This is a genomic window from Planctomonas sp. JC2975, assembly GCF_012985205.1.
Classification (GTDB): Bacteria; Actinomycetota; Actinomycetes; order Actinomycetales; family Microbacteriaceae; genus Humibacter.
This window is the reverse complement of record NZ_JABEKS010000001.1, coordinates 118,425-139,896: the sequence shown is the minus strand read 5'-3', so window position 1 is coordinate 139,896 and position 21,472 is coordinate 118,425. Positions and strand designations below refer to the sequence as shown.

Sequence of the window (21,472 nt, the reverse complement as noted above, 5' to 3'; positions counted from 1 at the left end):
TTTCAATAGGTATCGGGATAGTTCGCTGCCGGCGCCGTCGACGGCTGAACCCGAAATGCCTTGAGCACCTGGCTCATCATCGTCTTGAACAGCGGACCAGCCGCCAGGGACGATGTAATCGTAGTCGGGAAGCCGATGTTGACCGAAACCAGGTACTGCGGATCGTCGACCGGAGCGACGCCCATCACCGACACGTAGTAGCTCTTCTGGTATCCGCCGTTGCCGTCCGGCTCCTGCGCGGTTCCGGTCTTCGCCGCGACCAGATAACCCGGGATCTCCGTGTCGGGCAGCGTCGAGATCGGACCGCCCTTCAGCACGTTCTCCAGCATGCCGAGGATCTGCTGCGACGTCTTCGCGGAGACGACACGCTCGCCCTTCGTCGAGGGGACGTCCGTCATGGTTCCATCCGCCTGCTTGCAGCCGTCGATGAGCGTGAGCGGAAGGCGCACACCACCGTTCGCGAGCGCCTGGTAGGCGCTGAGCATCTGGGCCTGCGTGGTCGAGAGACCCTGCCCGAATGTGGTCGCGTAGCGGGTCTGCGCATCCCACGTCGATGGATTCGTGAACTCGCCGCTGAGCTCGCCCGGGAAGTTCACCGCCGTCTTGCTGCCGATGCCGAACTTCTTCATGAACTCGTAGCGCTGTTGGTCGTCCATGCTCGTGCCGAGCTCCGACATGCCGACGTTCGACGACTCCGTTAGCACACCGGTCAACGTGAGGTGCTGAACGGGGTGGTACTCGTTGTCGGCAACGTACACGCCCTTCTGCGGCGTCAGAGTGTCGGGCACCACGAGATGGCTGTCCGGAGTGGCCTTGCCCGTGTCCATCAGCGCGGCCGCGGTCAGCGGCTTGAAGATCGAGCCGGGCTCGTACTGGTTCTGGAACATCATGGCGTTCCAGTACTGGACGGGAGTCGCATCGAGGTTGTTCGGATCCGCCGACGGATACTGGGCCGCGACCCGGATCTTCGCGTCCTTGATGCTGACCACGCTGACCATGCCGAATTGAGCGCCCAGCTCCGGTACGACCTGTGCCAGCTGGTCCTGCGCGAACCACTGCAGGTCCGGGTCGATGGTGGTCACCAGTTCGCCGCCGTTCTTGGCTGCCTTCTGCACCTTCGTACTGCCCGGGATCGTCACTCCGTCGGCACCGACCTGGTAGGTCTCCTCGCCGTTCCGTCCGGCAAGACATGTGTTCTCGCCGTCCTCCAGCCCTGCCTGAGGCACCCCCTCCCCGTTCAGGAACCCCAGGATGTTGCCTGCCACGGCTCCGTTCGGGTAGACCCTCGTCTGGTGGCTAGTCGCGTTGAGCCAGTCGAGGTTGAGTGCCTGGAGTTTCTGGTACGTCGCGGCGTCGACATTCTTCACGATCGGCGCGTACATCGACTCCTTGTTCTTCGCGAGCGCCGACGCGATCGGCCCGGTGATGTCGCTCGGCTGCTGCCCTGTGATCGCGGCAATCGACGCCGCCGCCTGATCCAGAGTGACCTTGGACGTCTTGCCGTCCACCGTCATGTCGAACTTCGTGGTCGTGAACTTGGGTGTGGCGATGAAGTCGTAGCGCAGCACGCTCCGCGCGAGAACGGTGCCGTCGGTGGTCACGATCGATCCCCTCGTGCCCTGGATCTCCTGCACATTGCCGCGGTTCTCAGCGGCCTGGCGGTCGAGCGCGTCCGCCCGCACGACCTGCACGTCGACCAGGCGCACCACGAACACGACGACGATGGCGAGCACTGCCACGACCGCCACGACCGTTCGACGACGATGTGACTTCGCGGACGTCATGCGGCAAACCTCGCAGGCGGATCAGTGGGTCGAAGGTGCGGGGATGGCCCCTGTCGTCCACGGTACGGGCGAGTCATCGGCCTTGGCCTGATCCGTGGTCGGTGTGCCCGATCCCGTCGACGAATCGGCGGCTCCCGCTGCGCCGGTCGTTGCAGCGCCGGTCGTTCCACTCGTCCCACCGTTCTTGCCCTTGGAGGTCTTCGGAGCGTTGACGAGCGGAAGATCCTGCGTCAAGGCGTTGGCGACGAGCTGCCCGGTGCCACCACCACCGGCGGCGGTTGCTGGCGCAGGAGAGCCGATCAACGCGCCGTCGGAGAGCCGCAGGTAGACCGGTGTTCCGTTGTTCACCATTCCGAGTGCCTCGGCGTTCGCTGCCAGGTTCTGCGGCGACGACAACGCGTCGACGGTCTCGGATGCCTGCTGGTACTGGCGCGCGAGCCGAGCCTTGTCCGCCTGCAGCGATTCGATCTTGTAGGCGCCCTGCGAGACGCCGATCGAGAGCAGCAACTGCGTGACGACGACGATCATCACGGTCAGCACCGCGATCGCGGCGTAGAAGAGCTTGGGACGAGATCGTCGGGATGCCCGTGGCAGCGCCTCGAGACGGGGTGCACCGCTCTCGGCCGGAGTTCGCCTTGTCGCTGGAAGCGACGCGGTCGCCTGGCTCATGTGGTCCCCCTGACACGTTCCGCCGCGCGAAGCCTCACAGGGATCGCACGCGGATTCCGCGCCCTCTCCTCGTCATCGGCCAGCTCGGCCCCCCTGGTGAGCAGTTTCAGTTCCGGCCGGTGCTCCGGCAGTTCCACCGGCAGCCCTGCCGGCGCCGTGGATGTCGCCTTGGCCTGCAGCGCCCGCTTGACGATCCGGTCCTCCAGCGATTGGAACGACATGACAGCGATCCGTCCGCCGACGCGCAGCAGATCGACCGCACGCGGAATCGCACGCTCGAGAACGTCGAGCTCGTGGTTCACTTCGATGCGCAGGGCCTGGAAGACGCGTTTCGCCGGATGCCCGGTACGCTGGACAGCCGCCGGCGTCGCCTCCTGGATGATCGCCACCAGCTGTCCCGACCGCACGATCGGCGTGACCGCCCGCGCTCGCACGATGGCTCTGGCATACCGAGCCGCGAGTTTCTCCTCGCCGTAGTCGAGGAAGATGCGTCGCAGGTCGTACTCGCTGTACTCCGCGATCACCGTCTCGGCCGTGAGTTCACTCGTGGCATCCATCCGCATGTCGAGCGGGGCGTCCTTGGAGTAGGAGAAGCCGCGCTCCACCCTGTCGAGCTGCAGAGACGAGACGCCGAGGTCGAACAGCACGGCGTCGACGGTCTTGTATCCGACGGATGCCACGGCATCCGCGATCCCGTCGTACACGGTGTGCACCGCTTTCAGCCTGTCGCCGAACGCTTCGAGTCGCTGCGACGCGAGGTCGATCGCCTCGAGGTCGCGGTCCAGCCCCACCACGGTGAGCCCGGGGAAGCGCTGCAGGAACGCCTCCGTGTGTCCCCCGAGTCCAAGAGTGGCGTCGACGAGCACCGCGCCGTCTTGTTCGATGGCAGGCGCCAGCAGCTCGACGCAACGCTCGAGCATCACCGAGAGGTGGATGTCGCGCGGATCGTTGGAATCGACCATGGAGCTCGGGGCCTGTAGCCCCTGGGGCCGGATCCCCATCCACACGCCACCTGACACCGGGGAAGGTGAGTCAGGGTGCGGGTTGTGGCTGGGAGTCCGGCGCCAGGCGCTAGAACAGCCCCGGAATCACCTCCTCGGCGGTCTCCGCGAACGACGCTTCGTTCGCCTCGAGGTAGGCATCCCACGCGGCGGAATCCCAGATCTCCGCGCGATTGCCTGCACCGATCACGGTGAGATCCCGTTGCAGACCCGCGTACGTCCGCAGAAGCGGAGGGATCGTCACGCGGTGCTGCTTGTCGGGGACCTCGTCACTTGCTCCGGAGAGGAACACACGCAGGTAGTCGCGAGCCTGCTTGCTCGTGACCGGTGCCTGCCGGATCTTCTCGTTCAGCGACTCGAACTCGCGTCGGGGAAAGACGTAGACGCAGCGCTCCTGGCCCCTGGTCATGACGAGTCCCGCTTCGAACTCGTCACGGAACTTCGCCGGGAGGATGATGCGCCCCTTTTCGTCGAGCTTCGGGGCGTAGGTGCCAAGAAACATCGGCCCCTCCCCCGTCGTTCTGCGCCGCGAGCCTGCGACATCCTCCACTTTACTCCACATCCATCCACTTGAAGTGGAAAGATGACGGATCCACAGCGTAAGCCCCTCCCCCGTGGCGCGAAAAGACGCGGAAGTACGGGGATGGAGCGCGGTGGAGGACCAGGGCGGACCGAGGCGCGAGCGCGCGTGTCAGACGGCCTCGTTGGATAGCTCCTGGCGGAAGAGCTCGACGACGCGGCAGCGAGCCACGCTTCGGCGTGCGCAGGCATCGAGAACGCGCCTACGAGACGTCCGACCCGCCGACCTCGGACGGATCGCGGCTTCGAACCGCGGACCCATGAGGGGATGAACCAACCCGGAACACCGTGAGTCGACGCCGTCCCTGCGCGGACGGAACCAGAGCACGCATCGCGTGGAGGATCTGGTGAGGAGTCGCCGCCGGGCAGGAAGGAGGGAACGAGGGAGAGAGGACGAGGACGTCGTAATGCCGAGTAGGAGAGAAAGAAGAAGAAGAACGAGAGAAGGAGGAAAGCAAGTAGGGAGTGACACCCCGACGGAGGTTGCGGAGGCCGCCGGAGTGCCGTCTCCGACAGGGCGACCGTCAACGATCAGCGACTATCAGCCACCGGACCGGGCGCGATCGACTTGCCCAGTGTCGAACGCCTCAGGAGACGCCGACCCACCTCTGAAGAGGTGCCGGCTAGTGGTCGCCCTCTTGGCGCTTGTCCCACCGTTCGTTCAGTTTGTCCATGAAGCCCGGCTCAGCGGGTTTCGCGGGCTGCTGATTCTGCGACGGCTCACCGGCTGCAGCCGCAGCGCGTTTGGCCCTGCTGGGTGTGATGGCGAGCAGAACGCCGGCGAGCATCAGCACGAAGCCGAGAACCCCCACGATGATCTGCTGGATGAACACCCCCGTAAGCAAGACGCCTACGCCGATGACTGCGAGAAGGATGCCGAGCACGACCGCACGGTAGGTCGGGCGCACGCGCGCTCCACCGACCTTCGCGACGAAGTCGGCGTCGTTCTGATAGAGGCTGCGCTCCATCTCATCGAGGAGGCGCTGCTCGTGCTCCGAAAGCGGCATCCTTGTCCCCCTCAGGCTTACGAGAATGACGATGTTGTGACTTCTTATTCTAGTCTTGCTGCCGCAGCTAGGCTAGGCACGTGCCTGAAAGCAACCGACTGATCGACCTCGTGGACGACCGAATCGGACGCTTTCTCGAATCGCGCGAGTCCATTGTCTTGTCCATCGCCCCTGAGGTTGGACCGCTCGCGGCTTTCTCCCGGCAGTTTCTCAGTGGCGGCAAGAGATTCAGGGCGCTGTTCTGCTACTGGGGCTACCGCGCGGTGCACGACGCCCGCGACGCCGGAGAATCCGATCGGCTCGACTCCGTCATCGGGACGGCAGCGGCGCTGGAGCTGTTCCATGCCGCAGCTCTCGTGCACGACGACATCATCGACAGTTCGGACACCCGTCGCGGAGCCCCATCAGCGCATCGCCGCTTCGAGGCGTTGCACAAGGAGAACGGGTGGGACGGGTCCGCGGCCGATTTCGGCACGGGGGCCGCTGTCCTGCTCGGCGACCTCCTTCTCGGATTCAGCGACGACGTGCTCGCCGAGACCCTGAGCGAGGCCGTTCCCGCCGATCGTGCCAACGGCGTGCGACGGGAGTTCGGTCGGATGCGCGCCGAGGTCATCGCCGGTCAGTACCTCGACATCCTCGAAGAACGGTCCTGGCGCACGGGCCGCGAAGAAGACCTGCTCCCCCGTGCCGAACGCGTGATCGTCTACAAGTCGGCGAAGTACAGCGTGCAGTCCCCGCTCGTGCTCGGCGGACTGCTCGCCGGCGGAACGCTCGGACAGCTCGACACACTCCGCGAATTCGGCCTGCCGCTCGGCATCGCGTTCCAGCTCCGCGACGACCTGCTCGGCGTCTTCGGCGATTCCGACATCACGGGGAAGCCGAGTGGCGATGACCTGCGAGAGGGCAAGCGGACCGTGCTCGTCGCCCTCGCGCGGAACGCGATGCCGTCGTCGGCCCGGCACGTTCTGGACGAACTCCTCGGCGACCCGGACCTGAACGACGAGCAGATCCGCATGCTGCAGAGCACCATCAGCTCCTCCGGTGCCACAGCCGAAGTGGAGCGGATGATCGAGCTGAACGTGCAGCGCGCGACCCACGCCCTCGACGATGCCCCGCTCGCCGACGCCGCCGTGAACCAGCTCAGGGACCTCACTCGATCGGTCAGCGACCGAGTCGCGTAGCGGTCAATGGCCGGTTCACGCCCAGGTGGACCCGGCGCACGGCGACACGACGCGTGACCTGACCAGAGGCCGCGGCGGCGGGCGAAGACCGGTCGTCAGGCCAGAGCCTGAGCCACGCGCCGTACCTCGGCCTTTCGACCGGCCCGCAGGGCGTCGATGGGTGCCGTGCCGAGACTCTCCTCGGTCTCGAGCAGCCACGTCATGGCCTCCTCGTCACTGAACCCGGCATCCGAGAGCACGATCAGAGTGCCGCGGAGTTCACTCAGCGGTTCATCACCGGCGATGAAGTCGGCCGGCACCTTGAGGACGCCATCCACTCTGCTGCCCAGGAGGTGTTTGTCCTCCAGGAGACGGTGGATGCGTCCGACTCCGACACCCAGCAGATCGACCAGTTCGGGAACGGTCAGCCAGGTTCTCTCTTGGCTTCTTTCCTCGGATTCGAGACTCACTTTCGCCACCCGACTAGCGTGCCACGACGTTCCCTATTTCCGCACTTCGGCGTGCCTCATTCGTTACCGTGTTCTACCGGGGCGCGCACCGGGGCATCCGTAGACTCATCGAGTGACCGCGAGCCAGCCCGATCCGATGCTCGGCCGTCTTGTCGACGGCCGGTATCAGGTGCGCTCACGCATCGCGCGGGGCGGCATGGCCACCGTCTATCTGGCGACAGATCTGCGCCTGGAACGTCGCGTGGCGATCAAGGTCATGCACGGTCATCTGGCCGATGACGCCCAGTTCAAGAACCGCTTCGTGCAGGAGGCGCGCTCGGCCGCCAGGCTCGCGCATCCGAACGTGGTGAGTGTGTTCGACCAGGGCCAGGACGCCGACATGGCGTACCTGGTGATGGAGTACCTCCCGGGAATCACGCTGCGCGACCTGCTCCGCGACTACGGCAAGCTCACTCCCGAGCAGACGATCGACATCACCGACGCCGTGCTGTCCGGACTGGCAGCAGCGCATCGCGCCGGCATCGTGCACCGGGACCTCAAGCCGGAGAACGTGCTTCTGGCCGACGACGGCCGCATCAAGATCGGCGACTTCGGTCTCGCCAGGGCGGTGACGAATAGCACGGGCACCGGCCAGGCCCTGCTCGGCACCATCGCGTACCTCTCCCCTGAGCTCGTGACCAGAGGCGTCGCCGACGCCCGGAGCGACATTTACGCGCTCGGCATCATGATGTTCGAGATGCTCACCGGTGAGCAGCCGTTCAAGGGCGAGCAGCCGATGCAGATCGCCTACCAGCACGCCAACGACGCCGTTCCTGCGCCGAGCACGCTGAGTCCGGACATTCCGGAAGAGTTGGACGAGCTCGTGCTGTGGGCGACGGCGAAGGATCCAGCCGACCGCCCGGCCGACGCTGGAGTGATGCTGGATCGCCTCCTGCAGGCGGAACGAGAGTTGCACGTTCCCGATTCGGAGTCCGGCACCCAGCAGACACTCGTGCTGCCCGGATCAGGAGTGACGGCATCCGATTCGGACACGCAGTTGATCGCCTCGGCGGCTCAGGTGCGCCCTGAAGCATCCGCGACGGACGCTGTGGCTGCGCTCGCCACCATGACGCGGCGGCGACGGGCACGCGGATGGTGGCTCCTCGCACTCGTCCTCGTGCTCGCGGCGGTCGCCGGCGGTACTGGCTGGTACTTCGGCGGCGGGCCGGGATCCCAGGTGGCGATCCCGACCGTCAACGGCCTGACCCTGGATGCCGCCAAGTCCGCGCTGACGACGGCCGGCTTCACGACGAAGGACGACCAGGTGTATTCGTCGTCCGTGCCGACCGGGTCGGTCGTGTCATCCGATCCGGCGCAGGGCGCCAAGGCGCCAAAGGGCTCGGCAGTGACACTGCACGTGTCGAAGGGCCGCGAGCCCGTCACCATCCCGCCCCTGGCCGGACTGAGCAAGGCGCAGGCGGAGAAGGCGATCACCGATGTCGGCGCGGTCGTCGGCACCGTCGACGAGCAATTCAACGGCGACGTCGCCAAGGGCACGGTGATCTCGGCGGCCAAGGCGGAGGACGACGAGGCCGATCTCTCCAAGGGTGGCGGGTACTTCAAGGGCGAGAAGGTGAACCTGGTGGTCTCCCTCGGCCCGGTGCCGGACGTGACGGGCAAGCCGGAGGCGGACGCACAGGCGGCGCTGCAGGCGGTCGGCCTGAAGTCCATCGAAGGGAAGAAGGAGTACAGCGACGACGTCCCGCAGGGATCCGTGGTGTCGCAGGCTCCGCAGAACCAGGGCCCGGTCCGCCCCGGCGACACGATCGTCATCGACATCTCCCGCGGACCGCAGCTGTTCCCGGTGCCCGACGTCGTCGGCATGACGAGGGACCAGGCGAAGAAGGCCCTCACCGACGCCGGGTTCGTTCCCGATTACAACGGGGTCTGGGACAGCTTCCCCGACAGCATCACCAAGGTCACGGCATCCGACCCGTCGGCGAACGCGCAGGAACCTAAGGGCACCAAGGTCACGCTCATCATCAGCAGCGCACTCTGACGTCCACCTCCGGGCGGCGGATCCCCGCGTCCGGCCGGCCGAATGTCCGGCGCAACCCGGCTCAGCGCGCGCCCAGCTCCTCGGCGACGAGGAACGCCAACTCGAGCGACTGCATGTGGTTGAGGCGCGGGTCGCACAGCGATTCGTAGCGCGTCGCGAGCGTCGCCTCGTCGATGTGCTCGGATCCGCCGAGGCACTCCGTGACGTCGTCTCCGGTCAGCTCGACGTGGATGCCGCCCGGAGTCGTTCCTGCATCGCGGTGCGCTTCGAAGAAGCCCTTCACCTCGTCCACCACGTCGTCGAAGCGACGAGTCTTGTAGCCATTGGGCGTCGTCAGACCGTTGCCGTGCATCGGATCGGTCACCCAGAGCGGAGTCGCGCCGTGACGCTTGATCGCCTCGAGGAGCGGCGGGAGCGCATCCCTGATCGTGCCGGCGCCCATGCGCGTGATGAACGTGAGCCGTCCGGGCTCGCGCGCCGGGTCGAGTTTGTCGACAAGGCGGAACATGTCGTCGGCGGTGGTGCTCGGACCGAGCTTCACGCCGATCGGATTGCGCACCCGGCTCAGGAAGTCCACGTGGGCCCCGTCGATCTGACGCGTGCGTTCGCCGATCCACACGAAGTGGCCCGAGGTGTTGTACGGGGTTCCCGTGCGGGAGTCGATGCGCGTCATCGCCCGCTCGTAGTCCATCAGGAGCGCTTCGTGGCTGGCGTAGAACTCCACGCGCTTGAGCTCGTCGAAGTCCGCGCCTGCGGCCTCCATGAACTTGATCGCCATGTCGATGTCGCGTGCCAGGCGCTCATAGCGCTGATTGGCCGGGTTGGCGGCGAACCCGCGGTTCCAGCTGTGCACCTGTCGCAGATCCGCGAACCCGCCCTGGGTGAAGGCTCGGATGAGGTTCAGCGTGGATGCCGCCGTGTGATAACCCTTGACGAGCCGGCGCGGGTCCGCGGTGCGTGACTCGATGGTGAAGTCATATCCGTTGACCATGTCGCCGCGGTATGCGGGCAACGTCACATCGCCGCGCGTCTCGCTGTCGCTGGACCGCGGCTTCGCGAACTGCCCGGCCATCCGACCCATCTTGATGACGGGGACGGACGCGCCGTAGGTGAGTACGACTGCCATCTGCAGCACCGTCTTGACGCGGTTGCGGATCTGATCGGCCGTCGCACCGGCGAACGTCTCGGCGCAGTCTCCGCCCTGCAGCAGGAAGGCGCGTCCTTGGGCTGCGGCCGCGAGACGGTCCTTGAGCTGGTCGACCTCACCGGCGAACACGAGCGGCGGCAGCGTGGCCAGCTCCTCGGATGCTGCGATCGCGGCGTCCGCATCGGGCCATGTCGGCTGCTGCTTGGCTTCGAGCGTTCGCCAGTGGTCGAGACCGGCGATCACGGACTCATCGGCGGATACGACAGGGTCGGAGTGGTCGAGCAGCACGGCGGGAATTCCACTTCTTGCGGGGCACGGCGCCGGATGTCGGCGCGACATCTCAGCCTACCTGGCGACGCTCGGCCGACGTTCCTTCACTGTCGAGGCGTAGACGTCCACGTACTCCTGGCCTCCGAGGCGGTGCAGCGAGTAGACGATCTCGTCGGTGATCGATCGCAGGATGAACCGGTCGCCCTCCAGCCCCTCGAAGCGCGAGAAGTCGAGTGGATCGCCGAAGACGACGCCAACCCTGCGGATGCGCGGCAGCTTCTTGCCGATCGGCATGATGGCCTGCGTTCCGACCATGACAACGGGCACGACAGGAACCCGGCCCTCGAGGATCATACGAGCCACTCCGGTACGGCCTCGGTACAGCTTGCCGTCCGGACTGCGCGTGCCCTCCGGATAGATGCCGAGGATCTCCGACCTCGCCAACACTCCGAGGCCGGTGTTCAGCGATGCCTCGGAGGCGGGGCCGCCACCACGGTCGATGGGCAGCTGACCCGTCGCCTTCATGAAGGTCTTGGTGAGCCATCCGGAAAGCCCGCGCCGGGTGAAGTAGTCGCTTTTGGCGAGGAACGACACGTGCCTGCCGACGACCAGAGGAAGAAAGATGGAATCAATGAACGACAGGTGGTTGCTGGCCAGGATGACCGCGCCGTTCTCGGGCACATTCTCGAGGTTCACGACCCACGGCCGGAAGATGGCACGGAGCGCGGGTCCCGCGATCACGTACTTCAGCAGCCAGTAGAACACCGTCGGCGCAACCCTTTCCTCGCCATGACCCGGCTCTCGCAACACGACGCTGCGTGCACGAGAAGCCTAGTGGGTGGCTGCATGCACACGGGCGAGGTCGGCCGCGCCGACGACACCCGCGTCGTTCACGAGCTCTGCGATGCGGAATTCCGGCTCCGGGTGATAGCCGCGAGCAGGGAGGTTCTCCAGGTAGGCCTGACGGATCGGCTCGAGCAGCAGGTGGCCCGCCTGCGCGACGCCGCCACCGAAGACGAACATCTGCGGATCGAGCACGGCGCCGAGGCTCGCGCTCGCTTGACCGAGCCAGTCGCCGAGCTGGCGGAGTGCGGCCAGTGCGCCGGGGTCGCCCTGCTGGATGAGCTCGCTGATGTCCGGACCGTTGAGTGCACCGGTGCGCCGGCGCACGTCGGCGAGGGCTTGTCCGATGCCGCCTTGATCCGCTAGTTCGTTGGCGTAGCGCTGAAGCGCGCGTCCGGATCCGTACTGCTCAATGCAGCCCCTGGCGCCGCATCCGCAGAGCAGGCCACCCGGCACCACACGCATGTGTCCGACCTCGGCGCCCGCACCGAAGCCGCCGCGGAACAGTCGGTCCTCGCTGACGATGGCGCCGCCGACCCCGGTTCCGATCGTAAGGATCACCATGTCGCTGACGAGGCGACCGGCACCGAAACGGAACTCGGCCCACCCGGCTGCGTTCGCGTCGTTCTCCACGACGACGGGCACGTCGACGCGGGACTCGATCTTCTCGCGCAGCGGCTCGTTGCGCCACGCGATATTCGGCGCGTAGTAGACGGTCGACTGCGCCGCATCGATGAATCCGGCCGCGGCCACTCCGGCTCCGACCGGGTTCGCATCGACACTCAGCCGCGTGATCATCTCGACCACGGCGTCCTCGATCAGCGAGGCGTCCTTCGGAGTCGGCACCCGATCGTCGCGGATGATTGTCCCCAGCTCGTCGACGAGGGCTCCGGCTATCTTCGTGCCGCCGATGTCGATTCCGATCGCGTGCACGCCAGACGTCGCCTTTCGTCGAGGGAGTGAGGGGCCGTCAGAGCAGTCGGCCGTTGCAGCATAGAGTGTACTGGTTGTATCGGTGCCGAAGGAGCTACCCCCGTGAACCATGCCGAAACGCCTGCAGCCGTGCCTGCCGACCCGAACGCGAACTCCGCAGATCTGCTGGCGGATCGCGTCGCGGAGACGCCGGACAAGGTGCTCTTCGCGAAGCCGAGCGGCAACGGCTGGACCGATGTCACCGCAGCCGAGTTCGAGGCTGAGGTGATCGCACTCGCGAAGGGTCTGGTCGCGGCGGGGGTCGAGCCCGGGAACAAGATCGGGATCATGTGCCGCACGCGGTACGAGTGGTCGCTGATCGACTTCGCCACCTGGTACGCCGGAGCGGTCCTCGTGCCGGTCTACGACACGAGCTCGCCGCTGCAGGTGCAGTGGAATCTGAGCGACTCGGGTGCGACGGCCGTGTTCCTCGAGACAGCGGATCACTTCGCACGGTTCGATGAGGTGGCCGCCGATCTCCCTGCCGTTCGCAACGTCTGGCAGATCGAGCTCGGCGACCTGGACAAGATCGTCGCCGGCGGTACAGCGGTTCCGGACGAGGAGATCGCACGCCGCCGCAAGCTGGCGAATGCCGACGACCTCGCGACCATCATCTACACGTCGGGGTCGATGGGCCGTCCGAAGGGCTGCGTCATCACGCACGCGAACTTCGTGGAGCTGTCCCGTAACTCCGCGGTAGCGCTCCACGAGCTCGTTGAGGACCCGCGCGGAGCATCCACTCTGCTCTTCCTTCCGCTTGCTCACGTGTTCGCCCGCTTCATCGCCGTGCTGTCCGTGCACGGTGGTGTACGCGTCGGCCACCAGCCCGACACGCGCAACCTGCTCCCGTCGCTCGGCAGCTTCAAGCCGAGCTTCCTGCTCGCCGTTCCGCGAGTTTTCGAGAAGGTCTACAACTCGGCAGAGCAGAACGCGGAGTCGGGCGGCAAGGGCGGCATCTTCCGCAAGGCCGCGAACGTCGCCATCGAGTACTCGAAGGCCAAGGAGTCCAGCGCACCCGTCCCGTTCGGACTCCGGATGCAGTACGCCCTCTACAACCGCCTGGTCTTCTCCAAGCTGCGCGCTGCGATGGGCGGCAACGTGCGATTCGCGGTGTCTGGATCCGCACCGCTGGGCTCACGGCTCGGTCACTTCTTCCACAGCCTGGGCATCAACGTGCTCGAGGGCTACGGCCTGACCGAGACCACCGCACCCGCGACCGTGAACCTTCCGCAGCGCTCGAAGATCGGCACCGTCGGCGTTCCGCTTCCCGGCGTCTCGATCCGGATCGCCCACGACGGCGAGATTCTCGTCAAGGGTGTCGATGTCTTCCAGGAGTACTGGAAGAACCCTGAGCAGACGGCGGCGTCCTTCGAGGACGGCTGGTTCAAGACCGGCGACCTCGGCGGTCTCGACGACGAGGGATTCCTCACGATCACCGGTCGCAAGAAGGAGATCATCGTCACCGCCGGCGGCAAGAACGTCGCGCCGGCCGTGCTCGAGGATCCGATCCGGGCGAATCCGCTCGTGAGTCAGGTGGTCGTCGTCGGCGACCAGAAGCCGTTCATCGGCTGCCTGATCACACTCGACACCGAAATGCTGCCGGTGTGGCTGGCGAACAACGGACATGACGCCACCCTGTCGCTCGAGGTGGCGGCGAAGCATCCCGCCGTGTTGGCGGAACTGCAGAAGGCCGTCGACACCGCCAACGCGCAGGTGTCGCGTGCCGAGTCCATCCGCAAGTTCGTGGTGCTCACCACCGACTTCACGGAGGAGAGCGGACACCTCACGCCGAAGCTGAGCATCAAGCGCAACGTGATTCTGAAGGACTTCGCCGGCCACATCGAGTCGCTGTACTCGAACGCCCCGGCCACTGAGGGCTTCTCGCTCCGCTGAGGTAAGGGGTCGAGGTACGCCGCATCCGCTCACGCGAGCCGGGTCCGGAGCGCCGTCTCGGCCACCGACCTCCGACGCACCACAACAAACCCACCACGCTCCGAAGGCCGCGGCGTGCACGGCGCCGTACCCGCTACCTGAACAGCCGACTACGCTGCCCCGTCTTGGTCATCGACCTCAGGCGCACCACGAACGAACCCAACACGCTCCACAAGGCGGCGGCATGCACGGCGCCGGACGGGCCACCTGAACAGCCGACCACGGCACGCCTTCTCGGTCACCGACCATCAGGCGAACCACGAGCAAACGCAGCACGCTCCACAAGGCGGCGGCGTGGACGGCGCCGGACGGGCCACCTAAGTAGCCAACCGCGGTGCGCCGGGCGGGGACCGGCGCACAAGAAGACTCAGAACCAGGTGCTCTCGCGGACCTTGCGCAGCGCCTCACGACGACGCTCTGGCAGGAGCCGCTTGAGGTAGACGATGCCGTCGAGGTGATCCGTCTCGTGCTGCAGAGCCTGTGCGAGCACGCCGGTGCCTTCCACGATGACCTCGTTGCCGTCGAGATCGATCCCTCGGGCCTTGGCGTAGGTGGCGCGGGGCGTCGGGAACCAGAGTCCGGGAACGGAGAGGCATCCCTCCTCGATCTCTTCGACCTCGTCTCCGAGCTCGATGATCTCCGGGTTGATCAGGTAGCCGACGACGCCGTCGACGTTATAGCTGAACGCCCGCAGGCCTACACCGATCTGGCAGGCGGCGACTCCCGCACGGCCCTCGACCACGACGCTGTCCATGAGGTCGTCGATGAGCGCGCGCACGCCGTCGTCGATCGAGTCGATGGGGTCGGAGACCATGCTGAGCACGGGATCGCCGTAGAGACGGATGGGGCGTTCGGGCATCCGCCCATTCTATTGGGGCCTGCCTGACCGCTCGGAGGCCACGTCGCCGTGAGAGCGCCGCCCGAGAATCGTCAGACGCACCCTGGGAGCTGATGCCCGCTCATCTGTTGGCGGGAAGCCCCTCGACCACGAGAGCGGCGAGCACCCTGGCTGCATGGCGAGTCGCCGGGCGCAGCCGGTGGTAGTCGATGGCGGCACCAGCCGCCAGCCGCGGGTCGTACGGAATGCGTACGACGTCGCGGACCCGCGACTGGAAGTGCGCCTCGATCTCCTCGACGTTGACGAGGCTGGTCCCCTGGGTCGCCGTGTTCAGCGCGATGATCGCGTTGCGAACGAGCTCCTCGTAGCCGTTCACCTCGAGCCAGGTGAGCGTCTCGGATGCGAGGCGTGCCTCGTCGACGCTTCCTCCTGACACGATCACGATCGAGTCCGCCCGTCGAAGAGTCGGACGCATCACGGAGTGGACGATCCCGGTGCCGCAATCCGTGAGCACGATCGAGTAGAAACGCGAAGCCAGGTCGGCGACGACGTTGTAGTCGTTCTCGTCGAACGCCTCAGACAGCTGCGGGTCCGTATCCGATGCCAGGACGTCGAGGCGGGTCACATCCCGTGAGACGAGCGTGGAGAAGTCGGTGTAGCCGGTGATCGAGGCGGCGCGGTGCACGACGTCGCGCACCGTGGCATCCGTCTGCTTGGCAACGCGCTCCGAGAGCGTGCCACGGTCGGGGTTGGCGTCGATCGCCACGATGCGATCGTCGCGGCGGTCGGCGAGTGCCATGCCGAGAAGTGCGGAGACCGTGGTCTTGCCGACGCCGCCTTTGCGGGTGAGGACGGGGACGAACCGGGCCCCACCCTCGAGCGGACGCTGGATGCGCCGATCGAGTTCTTTTCGCTCCCGCACCTTGGGCGAGTCCCCGAGATTGACGACTCCGAAGGTGGCCTTGTAGAGCAGGAGACGTCCTGCTCCTTCCGGTGCCGGACGACCGAACCGGCCGGGCACGAGCAGGCGATCCGCGGTGAGCATCGCCGACGACTCCGGCACGGCGGAGACCTCGCCGACACGGCGCCCCCGTCGCGACGGCTGCCACCCAGGAGACACGTCGACCTCGACGTGGGTCGGAAGCGGCGTACGCCTCGGCGGCAGCGGTTCGCGCTGCAACGGGTGAGCCGTCACGATGGTGACCGACGCCGTCTGCGTGTGCAGTGGTTTTGCCGGATCGATCGAGACGTCGTCGATGGCGACGGCGCTCTCCTCGATCGGTGGATGCTCTCTCGGCGCCGGCGGCAGATCAACCACCACGCTGATGCTTCCGGATTCGGTGACGACGATGTCGCGGCCCTCGAGGCTCTCCTCGTCACGAACGAGGTCGGAGTCCTCGAGTCTCGACACGCCACCGGGCTGAGGGTCCCCGACGTCCGATTCGTCGATCTCGGCCCCATCGCCGTCGTTCACGTCGACGTCGACGTCATCGGCATCGGTTTCATCGACGGTCGTCGCGTCTGCGGGCGCGTCCCCGTCCGGCTTGGCCTTGGTTGCCACCGCTCCCCGTGCGGTTCCGCTCTTCCTGCTGCTTACAGCCACGAGCGCCTCCCCCTGCGTCGAGCACCCAGTTTAGTGCCGGGGTGCCCGACCGCAGGGAGAAAGCGCTTGCCCCCCAAACGGGGACGGTGCTTGCTCAGGTCAGGCCGGCGTCACGACGATGAGCAGGTCGCCGGCGTCCACCTGTTGCGTTCCGGGCACGGCGAGCCTGGTGACGGTACCGGACACCGGCGAAGCGATCGCCGCCTCCATCTTCATGGCCTCGATGGAGGCAACGGGGGCGCCGGCCGTCACGCGATCACCGACCTGCACCTGGAGCGTGATCACACCGGAGAACGGTGCTGCGACGTGTCCGGGGATGGACGCATCCGCCTTCTCCGCAGCCTTGGACTCCACGGTGATCGAGCGATCGCGCACGAAGACGGGCCGCAACTGTCCGTTCAAGGTGGTCATCACCGTGCGGATGCCCTTGTCATCCGCTTCGCCGATCGCCTCGAGGCCCGCATAGAGCTGCACGCCTCGACCGAGCCGGATGACGTGCTCGGTACCCGACTCGAGCCCGTAGAGGTAGTCGGCGGTGTCGAGCACCGAGACATCGCCGAACAGCTCCCTGACCTGCTCGAACTGCCTGGCAGGTGCTGGGAAAAGCAGACGGTTCAGCGTGGCGCGACGGGTCGTGGCGTCGCCGGCGAGTCCCTCGCGCTCCTCGGCCGTGAGCGGCGTGACGCCGACGCGAACGTCCTTTCCTTCGAGCACCTTGCTGCGGAACGGCTCGGGCCATCCGCCTGGAAGGTCGCCCAACTCCCCCGCCATGAAGCCGACGACCGAGTCGGGAACGTCGTAGTTCTGCGGGTTCCGTTCGAACTCGTCGGGGTCTGCGTGCACGGCGGCCAGGTGCAGTGCCAGGTCGCCGACGACTTTGGACGACGGCGTGACCTTCGGGATGCGCCCGAGGATGCGGTTCGCGGCCGCGTACATGTCCTCGATCAGTTCGAAGTCATCGGCCAGGCCGAGGGCCTTGGCCTGCTGGCGCAGGTTCGAGAGCTGTCCACCGGGGATCTCGTGGGTGTACACGCGTCCGGTCGGTCCGGGCAGACCCGACTCGAACGGCGCGTAGATGCCGCGAACAGCCGCCCAGTATGGCTCGAGATCCGTGACGTTCCTGAGCTCGATGCCCGTGTCGCGCCCGGTGTGCGCAAGTGCCGCGACCAGAGCGGATGCCGGTGGCTGGCTCGTCGTGCCTGCCATCGGTGCGCTCGCGACGTCGACGGCATCCGCACCAGCGGCACTGGCGGCCAGAAGAGTTGCGAGCTGACCTCCCGCCGTGTCGTGCGTGTGCACATGCACCGGCAGGTCGAACCGATCCCGGAAGGAGCGCACGAGCAGCGCCGCCGCCTCGGGACGGAGGAGGCCGGCCATGTCCTTGATGGCCAGAACGTGCGCACCCGCTTCGACGATCTTGTCCGCAAGCCGCAGGTAATAGTCGAGGGTGTAAAGGTTCTCCGCCGGATCGAGCACGTCGCCCGTGTAGCAGACCGCGACCTCAGCGATCGCCGTCCCCGTGCCGAGCACAGCGTCGATGGCCGGTCGCATCTGGCTGACGTCATTGAGGGCATCGAAGATGCGGAAGATGTCGACGCCCGTGGATGCGGCCTCGCGCACGAACGCATCCGTCACCTCCGTCGGATACGGGGTGTACCCGACGGTGTTGCGCCCGCGCAGGAGCATCTGGATGTTGATGTTGGGCAGTGACTCGCGGAGGGCGGCGAGACGCTCCCACGGGTCCTCGCCGAGGAAACGCAGCGCGACGTCGTAGGTGGCTCCGCCCCACGCCTCGACGGACAGGAGCTGAGGCGTCAGACGCGCGACGTACGGCGCGACCGCCGTGAGGTCCTTGGTGCGCACGCGCGTCGCCAGCAACGACTGATGCGCGTCGCGGAATGTGGTGTCGGTCACCGCCAGCGCGGTCTGCGCTCGCAGCTCGCGCGCGAATCCGGCGGGCCCCAGCTCCAGCAGGCGCTGCCTCGACCCGTCCGGTGCAGGAACATCGAGGTCGACGACAGGCAGCTTCGCCGCGGGGTCGGCCACCTGCGGACGCGGGCCGTTCGGCTGGTTGACCGTGACGTCCACGAGCCAGTTGAGCAGCTTCGTGCCCCGGTCTTTCGACACGCGGCCGCGGAAGAGCTGCGGCCGCTCCTCGATGAACGACGTGCTGAGATCGCCGGCGACGAATGATGGATCGTCGAGCACCGCCTGAAGGAATGGGATGTTGGTGGCGACCCCGCGGATGCGGAACTCCGCCAGCGCACGGCGCGCACGCAGGATCGCCGCACCGTAGTCCCGCCCTCGGCAGGTGAGTTTCGCGAGCATGGAGTCGAAGTGCGGACTGATCTGGGCGCCCGCGGCAACGGTTCCACCGTCGAGACGGATTCCGCCTCCGCCGGGAGATCGATACGTCGTGATGGTCCCGGTGTCAGGGCGGAAGCCCTGCGTCGGGTCCTCCGTGGTGATCCGGCACTGGATGGCTGCACCGTGCAGCTGGATGGTCTCCTGGTGCAGCCCCAGGTCGGTGAGCGTCTCGCCCGCCGCAATGCGCATCTGCGACTGCACGAGGTCGACGTCGGTCACCTCCTCCGTGACCGTGTGCTCCACCTGGATGCGCGGGTTCATCTCGATGAACACGTGTCGGCCGGCTCGCTCTCCCGCGGTGTCGAGTAGGAACTCGACGGTCCCGGCGTTGACGTAGCCGATCGAGGATGCGAACGCGATGGCGTCCCTGTAGAGGGACTGACGGATGTCGTCCGGCAGGTTCGGCGCGGGCGCGATCTCCAGGACCTTCTGGTGCCGACGCTGCACCGAGCAGTCGCGCTCGAACAGGTGAACGGTGCGGCCCGTGGCATCCGCAAGCACCTGCACCTCGATGTGTCGTGGCCGAAGCACGGCCTGCTCGAGGAACATCGTGGGGTCGCCGAAAGCGCTGTCCGCCTCGCGCATGGCCTCTTCGAGAGCGGGTCGCAGCTCCGCGAGCGTGTTCACGCGCCGCATGCCGCGGCCGCCGCCTCCTGCGACGGCCTTGGCGAAGATGGGGAAGCCGACGGCCTCAGCTCCCGCAAGGAGTTCCTCGATGTCCTTCGACGGCGGCGTCGAGGCCAGGACCGGAACGCCGGCCGCGATCGCGTGCTCTTTCGCCGTGACCTTGTTGCCGGCCATGCGCAGCACGTCGGCGTTCGGTCCGATGAAGGTGATGCCGGCTGCTGCGGCCGCCTCAGCGAGGCCGGGGTTCTCCGAGAGGAACCCGTAGCCAGGGTAGATCGCGTCGGCGCCCGACTCCCTCGCGACCCGGATGATCTCGTCGACGTCGAGGTAAGCCCGTACCGGATGCCCGGGTTCGCCGATCTCGTAGGCCTCGTCCGCTTTCATGCGATGGAGCGAGTTGCGGTCCTCGTAAGGGAACACCGCGACCGTCTTCGCACCGAGTTCGTATGCGGCTCGGAACGCGCGGATGGCGATCTCCCCGCGGTTGGCCACCAAGATTTTCGTGAACATTAAGGCCTCTCTGGCGGGGCACGCGCCGCTCAGCGAACGGTTAGGTTCTCCAAGACTACTGACGGTAACGTTGCCTCTCGTGCATGTGCTCAGCGTCAGCTCACTCAAGGGCGGTGTCGGAAAGACCACGGTGACCTTGGGGCTCGCTTCGGCGGCATTCGCCAAGGGACTGCGCACTCTGGTGGTGGATCTCGACCCGCAGTCCGATGTCTCAACCGGCATGGACATCACGATCGCCGGCCACCTCAACGTGGCGGATGTGCTCGCCTCTCCGAAGGAGAAGGTCGTGCGAGCGGCGATCGCACCGAGTGGATGGACGCGAGGGCATCCGGGCAAGGTCGACGTGATGATCGGCAGCCCGTCGGCCATCAACTTCGACGGACCGCACCCTTCGATCCGCGACATCTGGAAGCTCGAAGAGGCCCTCGCCAACGTCGAGCACGACTACGACCTGGTTCTCATCGACTGCGCTCCTTCGCTCAACGCACTCACGCGCACCGCATGGGCGGCGAGTGACCGCGTGTCGGTCGTCACCGAACCCGGCCTCTTCTCCGTCGCGGCAGCGGACCGCGCGCTTCGCGCCATCGAAGAGATCCGTCGCGGACTCTCCCCCCGCTTGCAGCCGCTCGGCATCATCGTGAACCGCGCCCGCGTTCAGTCACTCGAGCACCAGTTCCGCATCAAAGAGTTGCGCGACATGTTCGGCCCGCTGGTGCTGTCGCCCCAGCTGCCGGAGCGCACATCGTTGCAGCAGGCTCAGGGTGCTGCGAAGCCGCTTCATGTGTGGCCGGGCGAGAGCGCCCAGGAGATGGCACACAACTTCGACATGCTCCTCGAGCGCGTGCTCAGGACGGCACGCATGGGCGACTACGCCGACAATTAGCGGCCAGCCGACTCATCCCTTCTAGCCGTGGGGTCGTCGTGGGCTGACACGGCGGTCAAAAGCGGCGCGTGAGGCTGCTCACGAAAACCGCAGCGCCGACGTGTGCGCGTGCTCGGAACAGTGTCCCTCGACTCGTCGCCAGCACCTGGGGAACCGTGACGACCGCCGTGCTCGCTCAGGGAGCGGGGGCTACGAGATCTTCTTCGATGCGCGACGCTGGGCGAGCTCGTCCATGGAGTCAGTTGCCTGCACATCCAGCTCGACCAGGCTGGTCTCGACCTCGCGCAGCACCTTGCCGACGGCGATCCCGAAAACTCCCTGCCCACGGCCCACAAGATCGATGACCTCGTCGTCCGACGTGCAGAGGTAAACGCTGGCGCCATCGCTCATGAGGGTGGTCTGCGCCAGGTCGCTGACGCCCTCTCGCCGCAACTGCTCGACGGCGGTGCGGATCTGCTGCAGTGAGATCCCGGTGTCGAGGAGGCGCTTCACGAGCTTGAGCACGAGGATGTCGCGGAATCCGTAGAGCCGTTGCGATCCGCTGCCGGCGGCCCCGCGGACGGTGGGCTCGACGAGTCCCGTACGTGCCCAGTAGTCGAGCTGTCGATAGCTGATGCCCGCGGCCCGCGCAGCGACTGCGCCGCGGTAACCCGTCACGTCATCCATCTCTGGGAGCCCGTCGGTGAAGAGGAACCCGAGGTCGTAGCGAGCGTCGTCGTTTCGACGAACTTCGGTCATGCGCTGTCCCTCTCACCCCGGATACGTCGTCTCA

General features: G+C 66.7%; 17 protein-coding genes. 4 read left to right on the top strand and 13 right to left on the bottom strand.

Annotated features, from left to right (window positions below):
- Positions 1-2: 2 nt before the first annotated feature.
- The 5 genes from HII28_RS00675 to HII28_RS00655 all read right to left on the bottom strand — a co-directional run bounded on the left by HII28_RS00675 (position 3) and on the right by HII28_RS00655 (position 5,040).
- Entirely contained in the window at positions 3-1,784 is a 1,782-nt protein-coding gene (locus HII28_RS00675) for a penicillin-binding protein 2 (RefSeq protein ID WP_170023496.1), read from the bottom strand.
- Positions 1,785-1,805: 21 nt separating this feature from the next.
- Positions 1,806-2,453, bottom strand: a complete 648-nt coding sequence (locus HII28_RS00670) for a hypothetical protein (protein WP_170023494.1) — start codon at positions 2,451-2,453, stop codon at positions 1,806-1,808.
- Positions 2,450-3,415: a 16S rRNA (cytosine(1402)-N(4))-methyltransferase RsmH gene (rsmH, locus tag HII28_RS00665; RefSeq protein ID WP_170023492.1), complete on the bottom strand. Its 966-nt coding sequence runs from the start codon at positions 3,413-3,415 to the stop codon at positions 2,450-2,452. Before rsmH ends, HII28_RS00670 begins: the two co-directional genes overlap by 4 nt.
- A 109-nt stretch (positions 3,416-3,524) precedes the next feature.
- Positions 3,525-3,956, bottom strand: a complete 432-nt coding sequence (gene mraZ / locus HII28_RS00660; RefSeq protein ID WP_170023490.1) for a division/cell wall cluster transcriptional repressor MraZ — start codon at positions 3,954-3,956, stop codon at positions 3,525-3,527.
- A gap of 700 nt (positions 3,957-4,656) precedes the next feature.
- The gene (locus tag HII28_RS00655) at positions 4,657-5,040 is read right to left on the bottom strand and encodes a DUF3040 domain-containing protein (protein ID WP_170023488.1); all 384 of its coding nucleotides are present in this window, start codon (positions 5,038-5,040) and stop codon (positions 4,657-4,659) included.
- Positions 5,041-5,120: 80 nt separating this feature from the next.
- On the opposite strand from HII28_RS00655, the gene HII28_RS00650 reads away from it, so the two are divergent.
- Positions 5,121-6,221 (top strand): polyprenyl synthetase family protein, encoded by a 1,101-nt coding sequence (locus tag HII28_RS00650; protein ID WP_170023486.1) that lies wholly within the window; start codon positions 5,121-5,123, stop codon positions 6,219-6,221.
- A 95-nt stretch (positions 6,222-6,316) separates the two neighbouring features.
- Here HII28_RS00650 and HII28_RS00645 read toward each other — a convergent pair whose 3' ends face one another.
- Complete coding sequence (locus tag HII28_RS00645; protein ID WP_346769129.1) at positions 6,317-6,670, bottom strand: Rv2175c family DNA-binding protein; 354 nt, start codon at positions 6,668-6,670, stop codon at positions 6,317-6,319.
- A gap of 112 nt (positions 6,671-6,782) precedes the next feature.
- On the opposite strand from HII28_RS00645, the gene pknB reads away from it, so the two are divergent.
- On the top strand, positions 6,783-8,708 hold the full coding sequence (gene pknB / locus HII28_RS00640; RefSeq protein ID WP_170023484.1) for a Stk1 family PASTA domain-containing Ser/Thr kinase: 1,926 nt from the start codon (positions 6,783-6,785) through the stop codon (positions 8,706-8,708).
- Between the two features lie 61 nt (positions 8,709-8,769).
- Here the strand turns inward: pknB and HII28_RS00635 are convergent, their stop codons facing one another.
- From HII28_RS00635 to HII28_RS00625, 3 genes are all read right to left on the bottom strand, one after another.
- Entirely contained in the window at positions 8,770-10,098 is a 1,329-nt protein-coding gene (locus HII28_RS00635; RefSeq protein ID WP_346769310.1) for a 3-deoxy-7-phosphoheptulonate synthase class II, read from the bottom strand.
- A 102-nt stretch (positions 10,099-10,200) separates the two neighbouring features.
- Complete coding sequence (locus HII28_RS00630; protein ID WP_170023480.1) at positions 10,201-10,890, bottom strand: lysophospholipid acyltransferase family protein; 690 nt, start codon at positions 10,888-10,890, stop codon at positions 10,201-10,203.
- A gap of 66 nt (positions 10,891-10,956) precedes the next feature.
- Positions 10,957-11,901 carry an ROK family glucokinase gene (locus tag HII28_RS00625; protein ID WP_170023478.1) on the bottom strand — a complete coding sequence of 315 codons (945 nt, stop codon included), beginning with the start codon at positions 11,899-11,901 and terminating at the stop codon, positions 10,957-10,959.
- A 102-nt stretch (positions 11,902-12,003) separates the two neighbouring features.
- Between HII28_RS00625 and HII28_RS00620 the strand changes: the two genes are divergently transcribed.
- A complete protein-coding gene (locus HII28_RS00620; protein WP_170023468.1) occupies positions 12,004-13,833 on the top strand; it encodes an AMP-dependent synthetase/ligase in 1,830 nt (609 codons plus the stop codon).
- Between the two features lie 406 nt (positions 13,834-14,239).
- Here HII28_RS00620 and HII28_RS00615 read toward each other — a convergent pair whose 3' ends face one another.
- The 3 genes from HII28_RS00615 to HII28_RS00605 form a co-directional block, all read right to left on the bottom strand.
- Positions 14,240-14,731 carry a peptide deformylase gene (locus HII28_RS00615; RefSeq protein WP_170023466.1) on the bottom strand — a complete coding sequence of 164 codons (492 nt, stop codon included), beginning with the start codon at positions 14,729-14,731 and terminating at the stop codon, positions 14,240-14,242.
- 100 nt (positions 14,732-14,831) lie between these two features.
- Positions 14,832-16,271, bottom strand: coding sequence for a MinD/ParA family protein (locus HII28_RS20575; RefSeq protein ID WP_346769128.1), 1,440 nt, complete (start codon positions 16,269-16,271; stop codon positions 14,832-14,834).
- Between the two features lie 141 nt (positions 16,272-16,412).
- Positions 16,413-19,817: a pyruvate carboxylase gene (locus tag HII28_RS00605; RefSeq protein ID WP_170023464.1), complete on the bottom strand. Its 3,405-nt coding sequence runs from the start codon at positions 19,815-19,817 to the stop codon at positions 16,413-16,415.
- A 79-nt stretch (positions 19,818-19,896) separates the two neighbouring features.
- Between HII28_RS00605 and HII28_RS00600 the strand changes: the two genes are divergently transcribed.
- Positions 19,897-20,700: a ParA family protein gene (locus HII28_RS00600; RefSeq protein WP_346769127.1), complete on the top strand. Its 804-nt coding sequence runs from the start codon at positions 19,897-19,899 to the stop codon at positions 20,698-20,700.
- A 189-nt stretch (positions 20,701-20,889) separates the two neighbouring features.
- Here the strand turns inward: HII28_RS00600 and HII28_RS00595 are convergent, their stop codons facing one another.
- A complete protein-coding gene (locus tag HII28_RS00595; protein ID WP_170023460.1) occupies positions 20,890-21,438 on the bottom strand; it encodes a MerR family transcriptional regulator in 549 nt (182 codons plus the stop codon).
- Positions 21,439-21,472 lie beyond the last annotated feature (34 nt).